Genomic DNA, 21,477 nt, shown 5'->3' with positions numbered 1-21,477 from the left:
GCACCAGTCACCGGATCCCAGATCCGCACCATCCCGTCGTTGCCGCCGGTAGCGAGCAGAGTGCGTCCATCGGGCGCGGGCGCGGGAAACGCCACCACCGCAAACACCCCACCGATGTGACCACGCAACGGTTCACCGAAAGCAGTGCCAGTCAGAGGATCCCAGATCCGCACCGCACCATCGTCGCCGCCGGCAGCAAGCAAGGTACGGCCGTCCGGCATGAGGAACGCCACCACCGCACGCACCCCACGAGTGTGACCACGCAGAGTCAGGTGCAAAGGGTTGGTGTTGAGCCGAGCCCAGGTGACTGACCAGGTGGGAAGGGTGTCGTCCGGCTCACCGTGGGACCGGTCGAAAGATCCGGTGGTTTGTGCGGTGGCGACTTCTCGGAGGCCACGGCGATCGCCTTGGCTGTTCGTGACGGCCATATGCTGCGAGGCCACCGCCCCGGCGATGGCTGGCGGGAGGGTAATGCGTCCGAAGGCGTGAGTCATGACCTGGCTGGTGATGCTAGTGGAATCAAGGCGGTCCAGCACACGGGTGTGTTGTGCGAGATATTCCCATGCCGGAAGTTGTCCTTGAGCCGCGTGGGCGGGTAGATGATAGATGACATAGGGGTTGAGCTCTGCTTTGGGCAGGCGAAAATCACCATCGACGGTCAGGGCTTCCGTGATCTGTTGGTGGAGGTGCTCATGCTTCTCTCCAGTTGAGTTGAAGTGCTCGATAAAGGTTCGGTGGGCGAGCCGGTAGACGGTCTGCCCAGCCTCGGCGTCGAGCATGAGATAGGGCGCAGCATCTGCGGTCAGGTCATGAATTACCTCGTCGTTGATCGTCGCACCCATAGGGGCCACAACAGCGGCGACCGTCGCCCAGATTCCGTCCCGGAGTGGCAACCCACGTCCTTGCGCGAGCGCCAAGGCATGGAGCAGGGGTCGAAAGGCTGGGTTACGCGTCGAGAGCCTCTGTGCCGCGCGAGCAAAGAGTTGTCTGTGGCTGCTGTTGCGCAGGGATGTCAAGTCGTCGAGGAGGTCCGAGTCATGGATAACCTCGTGCACAGCCAAGCGGGCATAGAGGAATTCCCGGCCACTGTCACCGAGTTCGGACGCTGCCATTGCGATCTGTTGGGATGACGCCGTGAGCCTGCCGAGTTTCTCTGCCGTCTCCAGCTTGCGGCGGACGTAGCGGACCATCGCTAGTGAATCGCGGTTGACGCTCACTACCGACTTTGCGAGGTCGGAGTCCGCGCCGTTCATGTCGAGGGCGTCAAGGAGGTCCCTGTCCACTTGCGGCGGGAGATCGGGCCCTTCCTTGGTGGAACGGCGCGTACCGATTACAACTCGCGTGCCAGGGACTTCGGCGAGACGACGGACGATCTGGTCGGCGATCACCAGCGGCGCATGGGCCTCGTCGAGCGCGTCCAGCAAAACCCCGAAGGGCAGCGCGCGTTGTGCTAGCCCGTCGAGAAGCCACTCGATCTGCTCATTCAGGAGCAGATCACGCGGTATCTCCCTGAGCTGAGCAGCGAGCGCGAGGCGTGCGATCAGTTCTTGGGGAGTGGCACCGGATAAGTGGATGACAGCGTCGAAAGGATCGCTGGGGCAGGGGACGCCCGATGGAAGCGGTTGGAGGTGGCCGGTGCGGAGGAGGATGCTCCTAAGCTTGGGACGGGTGTGGAGCAGGATGTGCCCCAAAAGCGCGGACTTACCTGAACCTGCGGTGCCAGTGACCACCAACATTCCGTCGGCACCGGTGTCAAGCCAACGCAGGATGGTGTCGCGCTCCTCTTCGCGCCCCTCGAAGTACCAGGCGAGTTCGCCAAGTTCAGCACCCGTTGCTTTGGGGATGAAGTGACGTTGCTCGTCTGGCGGCAGCTGGTCGATGACCGCCTGGATCTCGGCGAGCACGTCGAGCGTTGTGGTGACTGCTCCGGCCGCTGCAGGGACAATCCTATGGAGCAGAGCTCGTCCCATTTTAGTGTGGGGCACGACCGGGCAACCGCGGAGGTTCCGTTGAAGTTCATCGCCGAGAGCCCGTAGATCAATGGTGCTGTCTGCCGCGAAAGTAGTACCGAGGACAGTCTCCAAGGCGTGGCGGAAGACACCAAGGTTCGCGGCCCCGTCCTCGGAAGTCGACACGAGCAGAAAGTTGCGCGGACCGTTGCTCTTCAGGAACGCACGGGCGCTGAGGAGTTCAACAAAGCGGCCTGACTTGCAGGCATCGATGACCACGATGGCCCATGTGCCTTCTGCATCCGGGTGGTTCTGCCGAGCCGTCAGGTACCTGAGGAAATCATCCGGTGAGATGCCGCTGTGGATAAGCGGGTGCGGACTGCCGGCGTGGGCGAGGAGGGCCATGTCCTCGCCATCGCTCTCGCCATGGCTAATCCAGTATAGGAAGGTGTTGCCATTGCTGGATGGGGTGGCCCATTCACTCAGACGTTCCTGAACAGCGTCAGCGGTGCGTTCGCTCCCGATAACTTTCCAAGGGCGCGGACAGGGCGCAAAGGCGGCGAGGGCCGCAGTGACAGCCTCGACTTCCTCAGCTGTATGCAAGGGCTGGTGGTATCTGTAGTCGCTGATGTCGACGGGGAAAAACTCCAGCGGAGGGGGTGTCGGCATCAGGCGGCCTCAGCCCAAGTCCTCTGGCGCGAGGGCCAGGACCAGCTGGGTCACCGGGGCGCTGCCGCCTCCGTCCAGGCGCACACGGTACAGGCCTGTGTCCGACAGAGTGATCTGGGCGGCCAGTTCGCCGTCGCGGCCCGATAGTTGCGGTCGAGCGATCGACCTGCCTGTCGTGACGTCCTCGACGCGACAGGTCACCCCCGCTGGTGATGGTCGACCGGTTACCCGCAGCATCCATGGTTGCTCGGCCATCACTCCCTCCTCGGGGAGGATCAAGCCCAGATCGCCACTGCCCATTGGGGCCCCGAGGTGTTCGTCGTGCTCGGTCAGCACTGCGTGGACGTAGCGGAGTGCTGTGCTGTTCTTGGCCAGGGCTCCGTGCTGGACTGGCAGATAGGTCGCGGAGCTGGGCGTGCTGGTCGATGCCGCGTCGCGGTAGACGGTGCCGTCGCCTGTTCTGTCTTGCCGGATCGGCACACCGTCGGCGTCCCGCCTCAGCATTCCGTCGCCGTGCGCCCGGAAGGCTTCGTACTGGGCATGGACGATACCGTTCTCAATACGCAGGCTCTGGACCGTGGGCTGGGCGATGCCGATCACAGCCCGGTGCCCAGGCAGTCCCGGGGCAGTCGTGCGCATGCGCTCCTGGAACTCCAGCGCACGGGCCGCCAGTTCCTTACTGCCTCCGATCGCTTCTACGATCTCGGGCGAGAGCCGCGCGATCTCCAATCCTTCGTCGAGGCAACGATAGTCGGGCAGCAGGTCATGCACGCCCGGCAACGTGGCCGCCAGTGCCTGCATCCGTCGAGGCGGGAGAGCCGGCAAGGGATTGGCTCGGTCGCCGTTGAGGATGGCCACGGCCTGGGCGGCACCGAGGAAGGGCGTGCCCAGGCTGATGACCGCGCGAGTATCAGGGATGAGGTCGGGCTCGCGGGCCAAGGCCGCGCGTGTAAGCAGACCGCCCATCGAGTGCGCCACAAAAACGAGGCGCGGGGGACGGTCCTCGCATAGAGCCCGAAGATTGGCGCTTGCCTCGACTTGGAGGCACCACTGCAGAAGGTGCTTTCGGGCGGCTGTCGCCAGCAACGCCCCGTTGTGCTCGACTGGCAAGCGCCAGTCATACGGGAAAGCCAGCACCGCTTCCGGGGCAGCAGCAGCCTCCGTGATGGTCCCCAGCAAGTCCGAGTAGGGCTCGATTCCCCGCAGGAAGGGGGCCCAGGCAGGCCGAGTCAGCAGGCGAGTGGCGGACACTCTGCCGGTTCCGCCCTCCAGCTCCTCTTCCGTGGCATGGAGACCCTGCAGGCCGTCCCCACGCCGCCATGCCCGTTCCAGCACCCGGACGTCCAGCCCCCACAGCAGGTTTCCCGTCTCGGTGTCTCGTAGTTCACTGCCCATGATTCCAGGAACGACGATCACCGCATCCTGGGTGACATCAGGACTCACCGACGGCCGCGGGCTCCACACGCGTTCGCTCCCCGACTGGGAAACCTGCCAACTCCTCATGGTCAATGACCATATCGACCATGAGGAGCGCGGAGGGTGCGATCGACCGGACTGGGCTGGTGGGGAACCAGCGCAGGATCAGCTCGTAGACGCCCAGGCAGTTCAATTACCAGGCATAGCGCCGCAGGATGACGCTTCGCCTTACCTTCGGAAGAGGAACCGATCAGACTGTGCACCGGGGTGCGCCCCCGGCCACAGTTCGATGCCCGAAGATTTTGCTCCAGTCGAGGTGATGTGGCGGCTGGATGAACTGGCGCGTCGACTGAAAAGGGGTCTTCTCGGTCAACCTCTGAGCCCCCTGCTGCCGGGTGGCCTCTCCGGTACCGCGTGGCCGCTGCGCCAAGCAGAGTTGGCTTCCCGGCCAGCACGGCAACGCTCAACCGCGGCCAGCTGCTTGAGCTCCTCAACCGGCTGAGGTCCGGCCGAACGCCATTGGTCCTAGCCTGACAGGCTTCGAGAGTTAAGTGGCCGTACGATCGGCGCACGGCCACATGTCATGCGCAGCCACTCAGGTCATGCACCAGCCTGAATCGCAACCACCGCCGCCGTCTTCATCATCGGGCCACGATTCAGCTTGATCGGCCGGTATAGCGTCCGCGAGAGGCAAGCCGAAGCGGGTGAGGTAGGCCGCGTCCCTGCCGATGGCCTCGCGGCGCACGTTCAAGGTCGCTTCGAGCTGGACTGACTTGGCAAACAGCTCCGGTTCATTCCTGCGCTGCTGCTTCCAGGCTTCGACGGTCCGAAACGGACAGAAGAAGCAGGCACTCTTGGGCGGGACGGGAAGCCCGGCTTCCGCAATTATGTGCTCGCAGTCGGATCTGCGCAGACCGAGATCGAGCAGTGGGTACTCGATCGCCTCGTGTGGCTCTTTTCTACGTCTGTTGGCGCGATGAATCTCGTCGAGTGAGATCCCGATGCCGACAGTCGCTGGATCCTGCACGGTGGCTCCGTGTTCCCGAAGCCACCGCCCGATGACCTTGATCTTGAAATCGGCTGTACAGGACCTACGGCCCGGTGCCCCATTGGCCATGCGCACGGGAATGGGGATCGAGCGGGTATCCGGACGGTTGAGCCGCTGCCAGAGGGTCTCCATGGCGCCATCTCGCCGGTGCCGATGCAGCTGCTGGAGGTCGAGGCCGGCGCCTGCGGCGTATGGCACTGCGACATCACGGATGTACGCCAGGGTCGAAGGGTGCTCGCTATCGTCCCCGACGTTGGCGAACAGGAAAGTCGAGTAGTCGATGTGCCCTTGGGCAGCGAGGACGAGGAGGGCCGTCGACTGAACGCCGCCCCCGAATGAGATGACCCTCAAGTTCCGGCGTCCCCGCTTCGGACCCTCTCCATCGGAGGCAGAGGCAACGGGTGATCGGTCAGACGGGTGTTGGCATTGGGGCATGGCAAGGAGACTCCTGGGGGGCGCTTGATCGAAGTACGAGAGACTCTATTGACTTAGATCTGGAAGTCAAGTGTTACTCTCATGATGGCTGAAGCGCCTACCGCAACACAGAAAAAGGTGTGGCCCTGATGGACGCCGAGCACCGGACGGGAGCGGCTAACCGGGTATTCGAAGTTGAGCGGTGCGCGGACGCCGGACGCCGGGCGCCGACTGGTGAGCCGCGAGAATGTGACAGTTTCCGCGGGAGCATCACATCCCCGGCTTACGAGGGCCCTGCGGGCGGACGTCGACCAACAGGGGCGCACCGCTCAAGTTCGAAGACCTGGTTAACCTCAGCGCTTGGGCCGGATCACTACGGACAGCCCCTCCGCGAGCACCTGGGATACAAACCGCGCAGCTTCCGCCTCTTCACCTGGCTGGAAGGTCTGCGACAGGGGCAACGGCTTGTTCGGCGGCGACGACGAAGGCGCCGTCTTACGGCCGCGCGGTCTTTGTGGTGCACGGTCCCCGGCTCTGACTCGATCGACGTCATCTGCATTGACATCGCGTCCGCGACGGACAGCGTCGTTCAGGACCGTTTCCAGGAGCCAGAGAGGGGATCCCGACAGTAAAAGGTCAGGCTCGGCGATGGTCTTCCGATTTCGCCAACGAGAGATGGTCTGCACATCGACGTGGCAGACCTCAGCGACCTCCTTGATGCCCAGGATCGTGGGTAGGTGCGACTTGTCATCAACCTCGTACCCGCCAGACTGACTTTCTCGGTAAGCCCGCAACCGGTCGCTAGCTGCCGCCCGGCCTGAGTGTCCGTCAAGGCGCAGGACGGTGCTGAGCAACCAATACGGATTCCCGGAGGCAAGGAGATCTGGCTCTGGGAGGGTCCCGTCGGTGCGCCAGAGTTGCGAGGTCTGCCGCTTGACGCCGAAGAGCGCCGCGATCTCGGTATGGCCGAGCAGGTATGGGGTGCGCGCCCCAGCCATACCTTGCACCCCCTCAATAGTCGCGGCAACCAAGGCAGTCCCGGCTCCAGCGAGCTAGGTGGGCTTAAAGATAGCGCTGCCGGCGTACAGCGTTGGCCAGCCCCGCCGAGGTCTGGCAGTAGCGCCTCCTGGACGCCTACGGCACATCGCACTAGGTACAGGCTGCGTCACGTGATCTCTCGGCCCTGCCGTATCTCCCATGGGCCGATGGGCACGAGGTGGACCTCGTCGAAGTAGCGGAGCCACTCGGCAATTGTTTCTGTGGCCCTGCGGGCCTGCTCCTCCGTGCAACCGACGCTGCCCATCAACTCGCGCTGGACATCGTCCATGCTGAGACGGCCCGCTTCAACGAGTCGCTGCACTTCGGGAATGGCCCGGAGCCGGGACAGGACAGCTTTGCCGAACGCCTGCTCGCCCAAGCCTGGGGCTACGTCGAGGGTCGCGAGATCCCGAAGGATCCCGGCGAGTACATCAGGACCGACCTTGCCGTGTCGTCCGTTGTACACACCGTAGAGTCTCGTCGGGTTTCTGGTCTCCGGCAACCATCGGATCGGGCGTTCATCGTGACCAGCGATGAGCACGCGTGGAGCCTCCTCGTCGGCTTGGAAGAGGTTCGCCTGCTCCCTGATCTGGTGCGCAAGGTCTACCGTCCCGGGAACCTCCATGCCCTCGATAGCTCGGAGCACTCGCTGCACTTCTGGGTGCCCCGCACTGGTTTCGATCAACAGCTCGATGTTCGGGACAGGAGCACGGCCTGTGGCTTTACCAGTGAGGTTCGCTGACCCAATCAGGCACACATCGTCAGCAACGTAGAGCTTGGCGTGCAAGTCATGACACAAAGCAATGGAAGCACGTCCGTCCGCCGCTGCAAGGTCCGCGATTTCCGGATCCGAGACACCAGCGGCGACTTCGGCGACCGACCAGCGGGTGACGCAGCGAATGTTGTGTACGTGACTAGGGATAGCAGCGAGGGTCGCCTTGAACACGTCCTTCTTGATAAACGGGGCGACCAGGATGACTCTCTGACTCGCGCAGGCGAGCATCTGCTCGATCTGCCGCCAAACGTGGTCCTCCGTCACTCTCCGTCCTCGTCGTCTGCGTCACTGGCACCGAGGAACTCACTGGCGATCCGACCCCAGTCCTGACGCATCTGTTTGGCGCGCTTGCGAGGAAGCTCCGGCTGCTCGTCCTCAAAGCGTGCCCACGAAAAGAGCAGGAGCTTGAAGGCGCTGGCTGCGCTGGCGAGACGCTCGGCAAGCTGTTCTCGCGTGGCACCCTCGATGTCGGAGTCAAGCACAGCGATCAAGTCGCTGTAGACAGCATGGTCCATGTTCAGGGCAACCTGCAGCACGCCCGGGATGTACTCGACGTTGAAGAACGACGGAGAGTCAGGATTCGGGCTAGTGAGCAAGCGAACGTGCTTGCCTTGCGACATGGTGTCTTCGATGATCCGCCTTGCGTCCACCGGCGCATAGTGGTGGGTCTCCACAAGGCTCTTGAACTGCAGCTCCTTGCTCTCCTCCTGGGTGATCTCTTCGGAGAGCTTGGCCGTCAGACTCGGCTGAGTCTCACGACTGCGGCGCTTGACTGCTTCTTCGACCTTGCTTTCGACTACTTCGTACCGCTTACGGCTTGTACCTGTTCCGAGGGTCTGTACATCCAGATCTGACCGGAGCTTTCCGATCAGCTTTTCTCGAATGTGGTAGACGATCTCGATTAGGGGAAGTCGCGGGTTACCCTCGTCACGCAACTGCTCGCGGAACTCCTCCCAGGACAATCCTGCCGCTTCTTCCTTCCAGTCGAAGTGCGCGAGGCTGGAGAAGGTAGTGGCCGCCTGTTTGTTGTTAGTAACGCCAAAAACCTCATCGAGGGCCGGCGGGAAGTCGATTTCGATGCCCCACCAACGCTCAACCGGGCTAGAGGGGTTGCACCAGCCCGCGTCGAGATCAAGCTCCCGGTCGGCGCGGATTAGCGAGATGCCAAGGTTCCTTTTTGCGTGCTTGCCCCAAGGCGTGTCGCCGGGCTTGAGGCCCGGCGAGACATTTGTGGGCCACTCCTCGCCCTCGATGTCAGGACGGCGCGCGGCATCTACCGCAATGGCAGAGCGGACGAAAACGGGATATTCCTTGCCATCTGCTGCCCGAACCGGGAACCGTTCAACGCCGATCTCGCCAACGTTTCCTCCTCCGCGGGCGCGGAACATCGGTCGCACATCGAAGGGTTCGGGTGTCGCGCTGGGGGTCATAAGGTACAGCGGGTCATTGGCCCTGGCGTACCTCATGCCCGGCAACTGAGCCCAGCCTCGGGCGGGAACGAGCTTGATGCGCGTCCCCTTGGCGATCAGGCGCCGGTAGATGCGCCCGATCAAAATCTCTGTGTTATTGAGTGTCGTTTCGGCGCCCCGCCACTGCACCCGCTCTAGCTCGCTCCACTGGACGAGGGTTCCGGTGGGACCGAGACCCTCGGCCAGCGCCTGCCACTCATCTGGGAGGCTATTGGGCTTGGGCTCGGGCACCTCGTCAAGACCGTGGGCAATTTCCTTGAGGTCGAGATAGGTGTGGAGCGCGTTGTCAGGACCGTTCGTCCATGACCAAACGTCAACTCGATCGCACTGTGAGATACTGGAGTTGGGCAGTCCGACACCGAAGCGCCCTATGCCCTTGCGACTCTGGCGGGTACCAGCACCAATGCGGAGGGAGTGCCGAAGCGTCTCCTCGTCCATACCGCTTCCGTTATCGAGAACGGCGATCTTCTCGATGCGATGCCGACCCCTCTGTCCAGGCCGTTCGATGGACTCCACGGCAAACAGCTCGACAAGGTCGGCGCCGGCCTCGATGCCGTTGTCGATCAATTCGGCGATGGCATGCGCCGTTGACTTATAACCGCTGTCCTGCAGCGCTTTGACCGTAAGATCCGGCGTCACGATCGAATACTTGGATGTCATGGGGCCTTCCACACGTCTTCCCAGTTGGTGAATGCGTCTGCCACGTCTCCGAAGCCCGGGAGTGTGGGATCAACAACGGTCACTACGTCGCAAGTCGAGGTGCCGCCGGCTTTGGGGCCGCGGATGACCCGCCCGACCATCTGGCTGTAGAGCACCAGGGAGCGGGTGGGTCGTGCAATTACAGCAGCACTCGCCGCCGGAGCGTCGAATCCAGTCGTGAGCACACCGTAGTTAGACAAGACCATCGGCTGGGTACCGATGCCCTTGAAACGGTTGATGACCCGGTCGCGGTGCCGTGGTGAGGATTCAGCGGAGACCTGTTCGGCGTCGAGTCCGAATACGGACAGGATGGCGACCAGAAGTCGGCTGTGTTCGACCGAGGCGGCGAACAGCAGGATCCGGCGGTGATGCTGGCTAAGGTCGAGGATGGTGCGTACGACCTGCAGATTCCACTGCACGTTGTTGGCGAGCCGCCCGATCAAAGCTTCGGGGATATCAAAGGATGCGGCCAGTGCCTGCTTGTCTAGCGTGCTGAGTTGCATGCCGGAGTCAGCAGCCACGGTGCGGAAGTCCGGCCGTGCGAGGTACCCCTGCTCGATGAGGGCGGTAACAGGATTGTCGTAACCGTCGATCTCCAGCATCACCTTCTGGCGTGCGAAGAAATCGGACAGTTTCTCGTCTTCGGAAATGTTGGCCCAAGTGCGGCCCGGGGTGGCTGTCAACCCCATCAAGCTCGCGTCGCTACGTAGCGTGAGTGAATCGACAATCCTGCGGTAGGTGGGGGCGATGGCCTGATGGGCCTCGTCGAAAACCGTGAGGGTGGCAGTCACGGCGAGCCGGTCCAGGAAGGTCGGATCAGCCTTGGCGGCTGCGCTGGCCTTGTCGAGACCGAGCACGACGATCCCGTCCGTCACGCCATCGAGATCGGTGGGGGCATCGCCCCACATCCGAAGGACGGTGGCTTCACGGTTACCGAGGGCGCCCCACGCCCGCTCGAATTCCACTGCGGCCTGTTCCAGAAGCTCTCGGCCACGGGCCAGCCAGACTACGACGGTCGGCTCGCTCTGTCGCAGGTGGTCGCAGATTAGGTTCATGCCGGTGCGGGTCTTCCCGACGCCGGTCGGTAGATGCAGCACGGCCCGGCGTTCCCCGGAGTACAGCAGGCGCCGGACCTTGCTGGCAGCGAGCCGTTGGTGGGGGAACATCGCGTAGGCGGGCTGACTGCTGCTGCGGAAGGAGACGGGGGCCTCGGGCGCCCGGTCGACGACCAGGCCGAGGAAGCCGAGAAGCGTACGGCGCTGTTCAAGCGACCACGGCTGCCCCTCCAGGAGGTTGTCCGGTTTATCTGTATCTTCGAAGCCGAGTCGGCCAGCGAGTTCCGCCCGCTTGGCATCGGGCATCAATTGCAGGAGCTGTGCTCGCTCTTCGGGGTTACTGATCAGCTGTTCTGGCGACACGGCCGAGGCTGCTACCTTGCGGAGAGTCTCTTCGGTCCCTTTCCCGGCGTGAAGCAGATCGAGCAGCTCGCAGGCGTGCTCACCGAGCAGCCTCCTCACGTAGGTCACGGGTGCTGCGTCCAGGAGCGACTGAAACGCGATGCCTGGAGATCCGGTCATGGTGTTCCCTGACTCGTGCCTGCCTGACGAACGCCCAACTTTTCCCTGAATCGCAACCTTGATCCCTTGTCTCTACGTGCGGCGCGTCACATCACAGCGCGCACAAGGTGCGCCACGACCTGCATGCAAACCCTAGTGGGGACCACTGACACTCGCAGGACCCTCGGCGGAATCCCCACCACCAGCACTCATCAGCCGAGGCGATCTGGCCATCGGAGAACTCAACTCCGATTTCCCAGCGCCCACTTCAGCTGTAGGCATCAGCCCTCACCCATGCGAACATTAGTTCTCAAGAGCGGGCGCAACACGGGCATCGAACTGCACAAACCCGACCGGTTACCACGCCTACATCCTCGCCCGGCTAGGATCTCGGTGTACTACTGGTGGAAGCAGTCGCACCGGGCGACGACTTCCGCCAGCTCAGCGAACAGAGCGTCGCAAGGCGGGGTGGAGCATGACAGAACAGGATCTTGATTCAGATCTGGCATACCTGGACTACAACGCGACCGCACCGACACGCCCCGAGGCCGTTGCGGCCACTCTTGACGCCATGCGCACCGTGGGTAACGCCTCAAGCACACACCGCTCGGGTCGCGATGCGGCACTGCGTGTCGATGTGGCCCGTCGTCAGGTAGCCAATCTACTCAACTGCTCTCCCGGAGAGATCGTCTTCACCTCTGGGGCCACCGAGGCGAACAATCTCGCCCTACGTGCGGCGTACAGCGCGGGCGGGGCTCTCGTGACGAGCACGGTCGAACACCCCGCAGTGCTGGAGACCGCTAGGGCCCTGACAAGCGACGCCCCCGAGTCGCTCGTGCTGCTGTCGGTCGACGAAGACGGCCTGGTGGATCTGGACGGCCTTCACCTCGCGCTGACCGCAAGTAGCGTAGCGATCGTTTCGTTGATGGCCGCCAACAACGAAACAGGCGTCCTGACGGACCTCGCCCCGATCGTCAAAGCTGCCCATGCGGCCGGCGCCCTGGTCCATACTGACGCGACTCAGATGGTCGGCCGGTTGCCGATTGACCTACTGGCGAGCGATGTGGATCTGCTGTCGCTGTCAGCTCACAAGTTCGGGGGGCCGCAGGGCGTCGGTGCGCTGTTTGTTCGCCGTGGCATTGCCCTGCCGTACCGCCCACTGATCTTCGGCGGCGGACAAGAGCGCGGCTGGCGGGCCGGGACTCTGAATGTCGCCGGTATCGCGGGTGCAGGAGCAGCGGCAGAAGCCTCCCGCCGCGACTTGATCAGTGACGGGGATCGAATCGTACAGTTGCGTGACTTTCTGGAATGCACGCTTGTTGAGCAGGTCGACGATTGCCGGATCAACGGCGCGATCGGTCAGCGGCTTCCTGGGGTTACCAGCATCACGTTCCACGGCGCGCCGGCTGATGCGGTGCTCGCTGCCATGCCGGACGTGGCGGCCTCCGAGGGGAGCGCGTGCGCTGCCGGAGCACCAACTCCCAGCCATGTGCTCCTGGGTATGGGGCGCAGTCGGGAAGAAGCGGACTCCACGGTGCGGTTGTCCCTTGGGTACGCCACCACGGAGCGCGATGTCGATCGGGCTGTTGCCTCCATCGTCCGGGCCGTGCGGAAGGTGCGAAAACTCCTGTCGATCCCGATCTGATTTCACGCATCAGCCTTGAAACCCACCGAAACCTGAACGGACACGGAGAGATCCCGCATGTCAGACACTCGGCTCGCGGAAGCCGCCCACTCCTCCTTCGCGCGCCATGAGACATTCGCGCCGCGCTTTGGGTGGCTCCACAAGGCGTACATGCAGGTGAAGGACAACCCGGAGACGTTCCTCGCGGATGACGCTCCGGTGCAGCTCGGCGTCGGCAAGAACATGGTCTATTCCATGCGGTACTGGTCCCGGGCGTTCAAGCTCACCCGTGAGTACTACGGCGACGACACCAATTCGCGCGCCATGTTGTCGTACCCGACGTGGGAGGCTCGGTGGCTGCTCGACGAGGACGGAGCCGACCCCTATCTGGAGGAACCCGGCAGCCTGTGGTTGCTGCACTGGTGGCTTCTCTGCTCCCGGCCGGGTGCCAAGAGCTGGGCTCCGGCTTGGTATGTCGCTTTCCACATCGCGCCGTTCTCCCGGTTCACGGCGGAGGATTTGACGCAGCTGATCGTGCGTCACGTCAACTTGTCCTTCCGTGAAGGGCCGGTGGAGGCCTCCATCGCCAAGGACGTCGACTGCATCACCAAGATGTACGCCCCCGCGCCCCGAGGGAAGATCGGTGCCCCAGGCGCGCTTGAGGACTTGCTCGCCTGCCCTTTCCGTGAACTCGGGCTACTGGAGCAGGTTGGACAGCGGGGCAAGATGGAATGGCAGTTCACCACCGGCGTTCGCACCTCCTTGCCGGCTCGGATCGTGGCGTACGCCTGCCTGGATTACGCGGCCCGCACGACCCGCGGCGCTGGCTCCATCTCGCTCGCTCGCCTCGCCAACGAACACGGGGGTCCCGGCCGTGCGTTCCGTATCCGCGAACCGGATATCGCCGCCGCCCTGGAGAAAGTCTCCGGTGACCATCCGAGCCTTCAGATCATCGAAGCAATCGGACAGCGCAGCCTCGCGTTCTCCTCTGATCCGTTCGAGCTGGCCTGGGACGTCCTGGACGATCAGTACGACAAGGTCCGCTCACGGCCGGGGTTCCCCACCCGCGAGGAGTGGGCTCGCAAGTATCCCAAGCTCGCGGACGCCGAAAAGCGCGAGCTGAAGAACCAGGACGCCGTCGAGCCGCAGCTCGCCCTGACTGAGGAGAACGTGTGACCACCGCGACCCCCACGCGGCGCAACGCCGCCGGCAAGAACCCCGGTGGCCCGCAGTTCCCGACCGGCATCACCTTGGTCGGCTCTCAGATGCGCTCGACCAATCTGGAACGTGACGTCCAGACCGAGCTGAACTCGCTCTACATCGGCGCGCGTGCAGTCGACGTACTCGAACGCGTCGCAAGCTCCCTCGGTAATTTGCGCCGTCCCCGGTCCTGGTCCTTCACCGGACCCTACGGTTCCGGCAAGTCCACCCTGACCAACCTCATCGATGCACTCCTCGGCCATGACAAGGTCCGCCGGGCCGAAGCGGAGTCCCTGCTCGGCGCCACCAGCCCCAGCCTCGCCAAGCGTCTACCCGCCGGCCGCGAGCAGCTCGCCCCGGCCGGCTTTCTCGGCGCCGTCGCCACAGCCCGCCGCGAGCCGCTCGTCGCGACGCTGTCCCGGGCTCTCCACACCGCTGCGCAACGCCGCTGGAAGACCCGCCCGCCCAAGGCAGTCAGTGCAGCCCTTGCCGCCTGCACCGACCCGGCAACGACGTCGCCGCAGGACATCCTGAACGCCGTCGGGGCCCTGTGCTCACTGCAGCCGCTGCTGCTGGTCATCGACGAGTTCGGCAAGACCCTTGAGCACCTTGCCGGACACAGCGAGTTCGCCAGCACCAAGGACGACCTGTTCCTGTTGCAGGAACTCGCCGAGAAGAGCGCCGGCGATCAGGGGCTGCCGCTGTTCATGATGACGCTGCAGCACATGTCGTTCATGGACTACGCCGCCCGCTCCAGCGAGCTGCAGACCCGCGAGTGGGCGAAGATCCAGGGCCGGTTCGAGGACATCACCTTCACCCCGCACATTGGCGACGCCGTCCAGCTGATGCGCCGTCGGCTCGACCAGTCCGCTGCTCCCGAGTCCGGCCAGAAGCTGATCCAGGCCCAGGCCGAGGCTGCCGAGGAAGCCTGGAAAGATCACGGCCTCAACACCGTCGTTGACCTCAAGGCACGGGACTTTGCGGACCTGTACCCGCTGCACCCGCTGACCGCGGTCGCGGCCCCTCTCCTCGCGGCTCAGATCGGCCAGCACGACCGCAGCCTGACAAACTTCCTCAACAGCGACGAGCCCAACACGGTCCGCCGCTCGCTGGACCTGTTCTCGCTCGCCGAACCGCGGCGGGCCAGCACCATCCAGCTGCCGCAGCTGTACGACTTCTTCCTCGACTCCGGTCGTACTTCCCTCCTGGCCTCTACCAACGCAGGCCGCTGGATCGAGATCGAGGCCAGGGTCACAGAGGCCAATGGCTTGTCCACGGCCGATCAGAACCTGCTGCGCACCATTGGCATGCTGAATCTGATCGACTCGGACGGTGCTCTGCGAGCCACTGCCGCCATGATCTACTTTGCGCTGCATGAGCCGTCCGACGGGGCGGACGCAGAGGCTTTCACCGCCCTTGAGGAGCAGTTGCAGAGCCTGGTCGACCGGGGCTTCCTGGTGCACCGAAAGTTCAATGGCGAGTACAGGGCATGGCTCGGCACGGACGTCGACATCGACGGCCGGCTTAAGGACATCACCAACCATCTCGACAGCACGTACGTCATCCAACGGCTCGGCGAGTACCTGCCGCAGGCTCTTACCGCCGGTCGTCACAGCCAGGTCACCGGCATGATGCGCGCTCTGTTCACCTGTGTCACCGGCCCTGCAACCAAGACGGTCAAGGGCCCGGACGAACTCAACGACCATGCTGACGGGCTCCTCGTCTTCCACCTCGGCACGACCGAGGACCGGCCCGTGGTCAAGTCCTCGCTGCCAGTGGTCCTCGGCGTCACGGAGGAACCGGAACTCGTCGTAAGCGCCGCGACCTATCTCGTAGCCCTCCAAGAACTACTGCTCGACAAGTCCTTGGACCCGGTGGCACTGCGTGAGATTAGGGAGCGCACGACAGGGGCCAAACGCGAACTGCTGGAACTCCTCGACGCGGCCTTCTACCCACAAACCCAGCGTGCGACCTGGCGACTGTGGCGCTCGGGGATCTCCGCCGACGACAACGAAGGTGAAATGATCGAGGGCCGCAGCCTCAGCGGCCTGGCCTCGATCGCCTGCGACCGGGTCTTCTCAGCCACCCCGCACATCCGCAATGAGATGCTCGGCCGCCACGAACTCACCAGCCAGGGCGCGAAGGCTCGCCGCGAACTACTCACCGCGATGCTGCTGAAGTCCGGTGAACGGTATCTCGGCATCGCCAAGCATCCAGCAGAGCGTGCCATGTACAGCGGGGCCCTGGAATACATGGGCCTGCACCGGGAGAACACGGGCACCCCCGCCGACGACTCCTCCACCTCCTTGTTCCCTTACGGCTTCTCCCGTCCTGGCCACTCTCACCCGCACACCCTCGCGGTCTGGGAGGCCTTGGAGGCGTCACTCACAGCAGCGAACAAGCGCACCAATCTCGACGAGGTCTTCCGCGCTCTGATGGTGCCGCCCTACGGCGTCAAGGCCGGCGCCGTGCCACTGTTGGTGGTCACTGCACTGATCCTGCGCAGCCAGGACGTAGCGCTGTTCGAGGAGGGCACATACCTACCCCGTCTTACGCCCGACATCGTCGAGCGCATGCTCAAGGCTCCAAAGCGCTTCTCCGTGAAGTCCACGCCGCTCGGAGACGGCCTGCGCCAGAGTGTCGTAAAGAACCTGTCACTTTCGCTGAAGGTGGACTCCCCGCGGTCTCAGGCCCTCCGCAATCCAGCATTGCTCGCGGTGACCCGAGCGCTGTTGGAGCGGGTGATGGCCCTGACCCCCTACGCCCGCCGCACCAAACGCATCAGCCAGGACGCCATCGCTGTCCGAACCGTCCTGCTCACAGCTCAGGACCCGGACGACTTGCTCTTCCACACGTTGCCGCAGGCCTTGGGGCTCGATCCGATCGGCCCTGAGGCCCGGATCAGCAGCAGCGGCAACAAGGGTTATGCCGAACGGCTCGCTGCCGCAGCGGAGGAACTCTCCGGAGCGGAGAAAGCACTGCGTGCCGAGGTCGTCGAGACCATCAGCCGTGAGTTCCGCGTCCCCTCCTCGCTGCCGAAGCTCCGCCATGAGCTTGCGGCACGGCTCAAGGGCTTCGCCGGCGTCTCCCTGAGCCTGGAATTGCGGGGCTTCGTCTCCATCGCACTCAACGAGTATCTGTCGGACGATGACTGGCTCGATCCACTGATCGTTCGGCTGTCGAACTCAGCCCTCGGCGACTGGTCCGACAGCGATGCGGCCGTCTTCTCCCGACGCGTCAAGGAGATGGCTGCCGCACTCGACCGGGTCAGCCACCTGTACGAGAGCCGCGAACAGAGCACCGATCAGGCCGAGAACCTCCAAGCGCGGCTGCTCACTCTGACGGACAACGACGGCGTCGAACAGCGGACGCTGATCTACGTCCCGGAGCAGTCCCGGCAGGAGGCCGAAAGTCTCGCTGTCAGTGTCCTGGAGCAAGCTAGGAACATGCTCGGTCCGGACGGCGCCCGCATTCTGCTTGCCGCCCTCGCCCAGCGCGTAACCGAGCCCGCTACCAACACCGCAGTCGAGAGGACGGAGTGACCATGACCGACGACACCACTCCCAAGAAGAGGGTCCGGCACGTCCTAGGCCTGTCCGGCGGCAAAGACTCCTCCGCATTGGCGATCTATATGCGTGACCGAGTGCCGGAGATGGAGTACTTCTTCTGCGACACCGGGGCCGAACTGCCGGAGACCTACGAGTACCTCAACAAGCTTGAGGCAGCGGTCGGCAAGCCCATCACAAGGCTGAACACGGACCGGGACTTCGACCACTGGTTGGAGGTTTACCAAGGCACGCTGCCGAGCCCCCAGATGCGCTGGTGCACCAAAAACCTGAAGATCAAGCCGCTGGAAGAGTGGGTCGGCGAGGACGAGGTGATCTCCTACGTCGCCATCCGCGCGGACGAGAACAGGCTCGGCTACGTCAGTACCAAGCCCAACATCACCGCGGTCTTTCCTTTCCGCGAGGACGGCATCGACCGCGAAGGCGTCGGTCGCATCCTCGACGAGGCTGGTACCGGTCTGCCGGGCTACTACGAGTGGCGCACCCGCTCCGGCTGCTACTTCTGTTTCTTCCAGCGCAAGCACGAGTGGGTCGGGCTGAAGGATCGTCACCCCGAGCTGTTCGACAAGGCTGTGGCCTATGAGGAAAAAATACGGCACCAAGGGACCGCCATGCAGGGGCGTGACTACACCTGGTCGCAGGGGGAGTCACTGCATCAGCTGATAGAGCGCAGGGAGGACATCGAAGCAAAGCATCAGGATGCGCTCGATCGCGCCGCGAAGCGTGTGAAGCCGAACCGGCCACTGCTGGAGGTCCTGTCCGACGCCTTGGATGCGGACGACGACGAGGCCGGCTGCTCGGTCTGCCACCTCTGATTGACCCCAAGTTCCCTAGTAGGCCCCGATAGTGATGGTTGATCACTATCGGGGCCTATTTTCGTCTCATCGCACCGACTGTCAGTGCCGCGTGTAAGGATGTTCCTCCATCTACCGCCGCTGCAGCCGGAGTGCCTTGAGGAATGGCGACACCAGACACCCACGAGCGCTCCGTCATCCGCCACCGCACTGAAGCCGGCCCTTCGCTGGACATCCGACTCGGCATCGCTCCCATGCTCGATGTCCCAGCCCACAGGGTCCTGCAGAACGACCTGGAGGAGCATGCCTCTCTCTGGGAACAAGCCCTCGCGGTCGAGAGCCTCGGCAGCGCACTACCTGACGAGGCCGGGCTTTACATGTTCGTCTGGCGCTCATCCATCAGGCTCGCGATGGCTGACGACTCCTGGAGCAGCTTCCACCAGGTTCTCTACATAGGCCAGGCAGGTGGATCAGGCCAACGTGGCAACACGCTCCGAAATAGGTACAAGGACTACAAGAAGCACCTCCGAGGCAACCCTGAGAACCTCTGGACCGAGGAGCCTCCAACCACCCGGGCCGGCCGACTTACGCACTACCTTGCCCTTCGCCCGCTGGAGTTCTGGTTCGCCACAGTTGAAGACCGCGCCAAGATCAAGAACCTAGAGGCCCGGCTGATCAACTTGTACAACCCGCCCCTCAACAACCAGAACCGGCCGAAGCTGCGTGGCCGGCTCAGCAGCATCCCCCAACCGGCCCTGCGCGATAGCTGACTTCAGCATCCCGACATCGAGGAAGACATGGCATCCAAGACCTTCGTCCCCGCCTTCAAGGCCCAGGTGGGCAACTGGACCTACTACTCCTGCCTGATGAGCTACGCGCAGGTGGCGCGCGAGATCAACTTCGCGCATGAACTCGGGGGGAACCAGGACCTCGGCACCATGATCCAGCGCGGCGTCGGAACCCGCACGGCGCAGATCACCGACTACCTGCTCAGCAACGAGAACCGTTTCCTCGGAGCCATCATCATCGCGGTCTGGGGCGGGGATCCCAACTACCTTGAAGTAACGATGGACACGGACGATGCGAACCAGGCAGTTCTTGCCGGCCTCGACCGCAACTTCGGCGTCCTCACCTTCGATGGAACGCAACAGTTCTTCGCCCTCGACGGTCAGCACCGGCTCAAGGCGATCAAGGATGCGATCAAGCGTGACCCCGACTTGGGCGGCGAAGACATCAACGTCATCGTCGTACCCCACTTCGACACCCCGGACGGGCGTCGCCGCACCAGGCGGTTGTTCACCAACATCAACCGCAACGCCAAGAGCACCAACGCGCAGGAGAACATCGCGCTCGACGAGGACGACAGCTTCGCCATTCTCACCCGCCGCCTGCTCGATGATCACCCCTTCCTGAGCCGGGACAAGGTCGTCCTCGTGTTCAGCAAGGTCGGCCAGGATGGGGAACTGGTCCTAGCCCAGCGCTCGATCACAGCCACTAGCCCCGCCTGGAGCACGATCGGCGTGCTCTATGACGTCGTCAAGGAAATCGGCTTCGACCTCCCGTGCACCGCGGAGCAGTCGACGCAACGGGCCACGGACGACCTCCTCGACCAGAGCTACGATCTCCTCGCGACACGTATCCAGGATCTCCTTGACGCCTGCGGGAACCTGCGCCAGCGCTATCTCACCGCCCAGGCCCCCAAGGATGTACGCGCGCCCAAGGGCCGAGATGGAGCAGGCCACCCGTTCATGCGCCCGGCGGTCCAGGTGCAAGTTGCACGGGCCGTACGACACATCCTGGAACAGGAAACACTGGAGTGGGAAGAGCTGATGAAGCGCCTCTCAGCCCTCGACTGGAAGATGTCAGCAGCGCCCTTCTCGTCCATGTGGATCGAGACTCCTGAGGGGAAGCAGCAGGGCAAGATGGCCAGCGGCAAGGACCACACCCAACTGCTCTACGACCTGCTTCTCGTCCACCTCGCCCCCCGCACAAAGGTACAAATCAGCAGGGCACTTCGTTCCTACTCCGACCTCATGAAGACCAAGTACCCGGTCCCGGTGGAGTCGTTGACTGCCCTTGTTCCGATCGAGGCTGACTGAACCAATCAGTGCCTCGAGTGAACGGCCTCACCGTCACTCGTATCGCCAACCTGGGAATCTCGCCTCAGCGGTTGACCGACGGCCTCCACCACGGGCATCCGCCGGGCGGCGGTGATCTGTAGTACATCACGAAGCGCCCACCCGTCCGGAATACTGCCCGACCCCGAAGCGATTGTTCGATAGAAGGTGCTGGGGTGAACGGGGGAAACCGGTGAACGATCTGAGACTGTTCCGTGTCGTGGATGGCCGGTCAGTCGAGGTCGTCGGCTCGGCGGTGGCGCTGGAGCGCCATCTGCAGACGCTGATCGAGGCGAACATGGAGGCCATGCTCGGGATCCGGTTCCTGGCCTCGGAGTACGCCACCGGCCCTCGTCACCGCGGGAGGATCGATTCACTCGGCCTCGACGAGAACAGCAACCCGGTCATCATTGAGTACAAACGTTCGAACGGTAAAGCGGTCATCACGCAGGCTCTGTCGTACCTGGCGTGGCTGCGAGATCACCGGCACGAGTTCGAGAGCCTGGTGAAGAAGCGGCTGGGCGACGAGGTGGCCAGCTCGGTCGACTGGACCAATCCCCGCCTGGTCTGCATCGCGGGGGATTTCACCGTGCACGACGTGAATGCTGTGGAGGAGATCGGGCGCCGCATCGACTTGGTGAGCTATCGCGACTTCGGGGGCGGGCTACTGGCACTACAGCTCGTCGCCTCCATGACCGGCTCCTCGACGCCGCCTCGGATCCAGGCCGGCGCCGTGAGTGCCCCGTCGGTCCTGCCTGCGGGCGGCGGTTCAACGGTCAAGTCCGTGCGGCAGATCTTCGAGAGTGCGCCCGAGTCCCTGCGGGGTCTGTACGCCGACCTCGACGCGATGCTGATCGGCCATGGCGATGTACAGAAGGAGTTCCAGCTCCACTACATCGTCTACCGCAAGATCAAGAATGTCGCCACGGTCCGCTTCCAGCCCCGGAGCCACACGCTCGTGGTACGGCTCACGGTCGATCCGGACACGGTCGAGCTGTGCGAGGGCTTCACTCGTGACGTGCGACGGATCGGGTCTCTGGGTACCGGCGACTTGGAGGTGCGGGTCCGGTCCCAGAAGGATCTGGCAAGGGCCGGCGACCTGGTTCGGCGCAGCATCGGGGGAAACTGATCCCAGGAGAAGGG

The 21,477-nt window shown here is 63.7% G+C and carries 14 protein-coding genes; 7 read left to right on the top strand and 7 right to left on the bottom strand.

Features of this window, described 5'->3' with window-relative positions; translation table 11 throughout:
• The 7 genes from ABZ826_RS13875 to ABZ826_RS13845 all read right to left on the bottom strand — a co-directional run.
• A partial coding sequence (locus tag ABZ826_RS13875) for an AAA family ATPase (RefSeq protein ID WP_361446761.1) occupies positions 1-2,354 on the bottom strand: 2,354 nt, incomplete at its 3' end.
• Positions 2,355-2,627: 273 nt separating this feature from the next.
• Positions 2,628-4,121, bottom strand: coding sequence for a hypothetical protein (locus tag ABZ826_RS13870; RefSeq protein ID WP_361446759.1), 1,494 nt, complete (start codon positions 4,119-4,121; stop codon positions 2,628-2,630).
• 508 nt (positions 4,122-4,629) lie between these two features.
• A complete protein-coding gene (locus ABZ826_RS13865) occupies positions 4,630-5,433 on the bottom strand; it encodes a phosphoadenosine phosphosulfate reductase (RefSeq protein ID WP_361446757.1) in 804 nt (267 codons plus the stop codon).
• Positions 5,434-5,849: 416 nt separating this feature from the next.
• Positions 5,850-6,494, bottom strand: a complete 645-nt coding sequence (locus ABZ826_RS13860) for a hypothetical protein (protein WP_361446755.1) — start codon at positions 6,492-6,494, stop codon at positions 5,850-5,852.
• 167 nt (positions 6,495-6,661) lie between these two features.
• On the bottom strand, positions 6,662-7,573 hold the full coding sequence (locus tag ABZ826_RS13855; protein ID WP_361446753.1) for a phospholipase D family protein: 912 nt from the start codon (positions 7,571-7,573) through the stop codon (positions 6,662-6,664).
• The gene (locus ABZ826_RS13850) at positions 7,570-9,438 is read right to left on the bottom strand and encodes an ATP-binding protein (RefSeq protein ID WP_361446751.1); all 1,869 of its coding nucleotides are present in this window, start codon (positions 9,436-9,438) and stop codon (positions 7,570-7,572) included. The genes ABZ826_RS13855 and ABZ826_RS13850 overlap by 4 nt, the downstream gene beginning before the upstream one ends.
• Positions 9,435-11,054, bottom strand: coding sequence for a DEAD/DEAH box helicase family protein (locus ABZ826_RS13845; protein ID WP_361446749.1), 1,620 nt, complete (start codon positions 11,052-11,054; stop codon positions 9,435-9,437). The genes ABZ826_RS13850 and ABZ826_RS13845 overlap by 4 nt, the downstream gene beginning before the upstream one ends.
• A 454-nt stretch (positions 11,055-11,508) precedes the next feature.
• Here ABZ826_RS13845 and ABZ826_RS13840 point away from each other — a divergent pair, with 454 nt between their 5' ends.
• From ABZ826_RS13840 to ABZ826_RS13810, 7 genes are all read left to right on the top strand, one after another.
• Complete coding sequence (locus ABZ826_RS13840) at positions 11,509-12,678, top strand: cysteine desulfurase family protein (protein ID WP_361446747.1); 1,170 nt, start codon at positions 11,509-11,511, stop codon at positions 12,676-12,678.
• A 57-nt stretch (positions 12,679-12,735) separates the two neighbouring features.
• Complete coding sequence (locus ABZ826_RS13835) at positions 12,736-13,833, top strand: DUF4007 family protein (RefSeq protein ID WP_361446745.1); 1,098 nt, start codon at positions 12,736-12,738, stop codon at positions 13,831-13,833.
• Positions 13,830-17,399: an ATP-binding protein gene (locus ABZ826_RS13830; RefSeq protein ID WP_361446743.1), complete on the top strand. Its 3,570-nt coding sequence runs from the start codon at positions 13,830-13,832 to the stop codon at positions 17,397-17,399. Before ABZ826_RS13835 ends, ABZ826_RS13830 begins: the two co-directional genes overlap by 4 nt.
• 2 nt (positions 17,400-17,401) lie before the next feature.
• The gene (locus ABZ826_RS13825) at positions 17,402-18,238 is read left to right on the top strand and encodes a phosphoadenosine phosphosulfate reductase family protein (protein WP_361446741.1); all 837 of its coding nucleotides are present in this window, start codon (positions 17,402-17,404) and stop codon (positions 18,236-18,238) included.
• Between the two features lie 233 nt (positions 18,239-18,471).
• A complete protein-coding gene (locus ABZ826_RS13820; protein ID WP_361446739.1) occupies positions 18,472-18,987 on the top strand; it encodes a hypothetical protein in 516 nt (171 codons plus the stop codon).
• Positions 18,988-19,014: 27 nt separating this feature from the next.
• A complete protein-coding gene (locus tag ABZ826_RS13815; RefSeq protein WP_361446737.1) occupies positions 19,015-20,316 on the top strand; it encodes a DNA sulfur modification protein DndB in 1,302 nt (433 codons plus the stop codon).
• A 211-nt stretch (positions 20,317-20,527) separates the two neighbouring features.
• Positions 20,528-21,463, top strand: coding sequence for a DUF5655 domain-containing protein (locus ABZ826_RS13810; protein ID WP_361446735.1), 936 nt, complete (start codon positions 20,528-20,530; stop codon positions 21,461-21,463).
• Positions 21,464-21,477: the final 14 nt, after the last annotated feature.

It is taken from the genome of Streptomyces sp. NPDC047515 (assembly GCF_040643055.1).
Taxonomy (GTDB): Bacteria; Actinomycetota; Actinomycetes; order Streptomycetales; family Streptomycetaceae; genus Streptomyces.
Note: the sequence above shows the minus strand (reverse complement) of the source record. Positions and strands in the feature narration are given on the sequence as shown.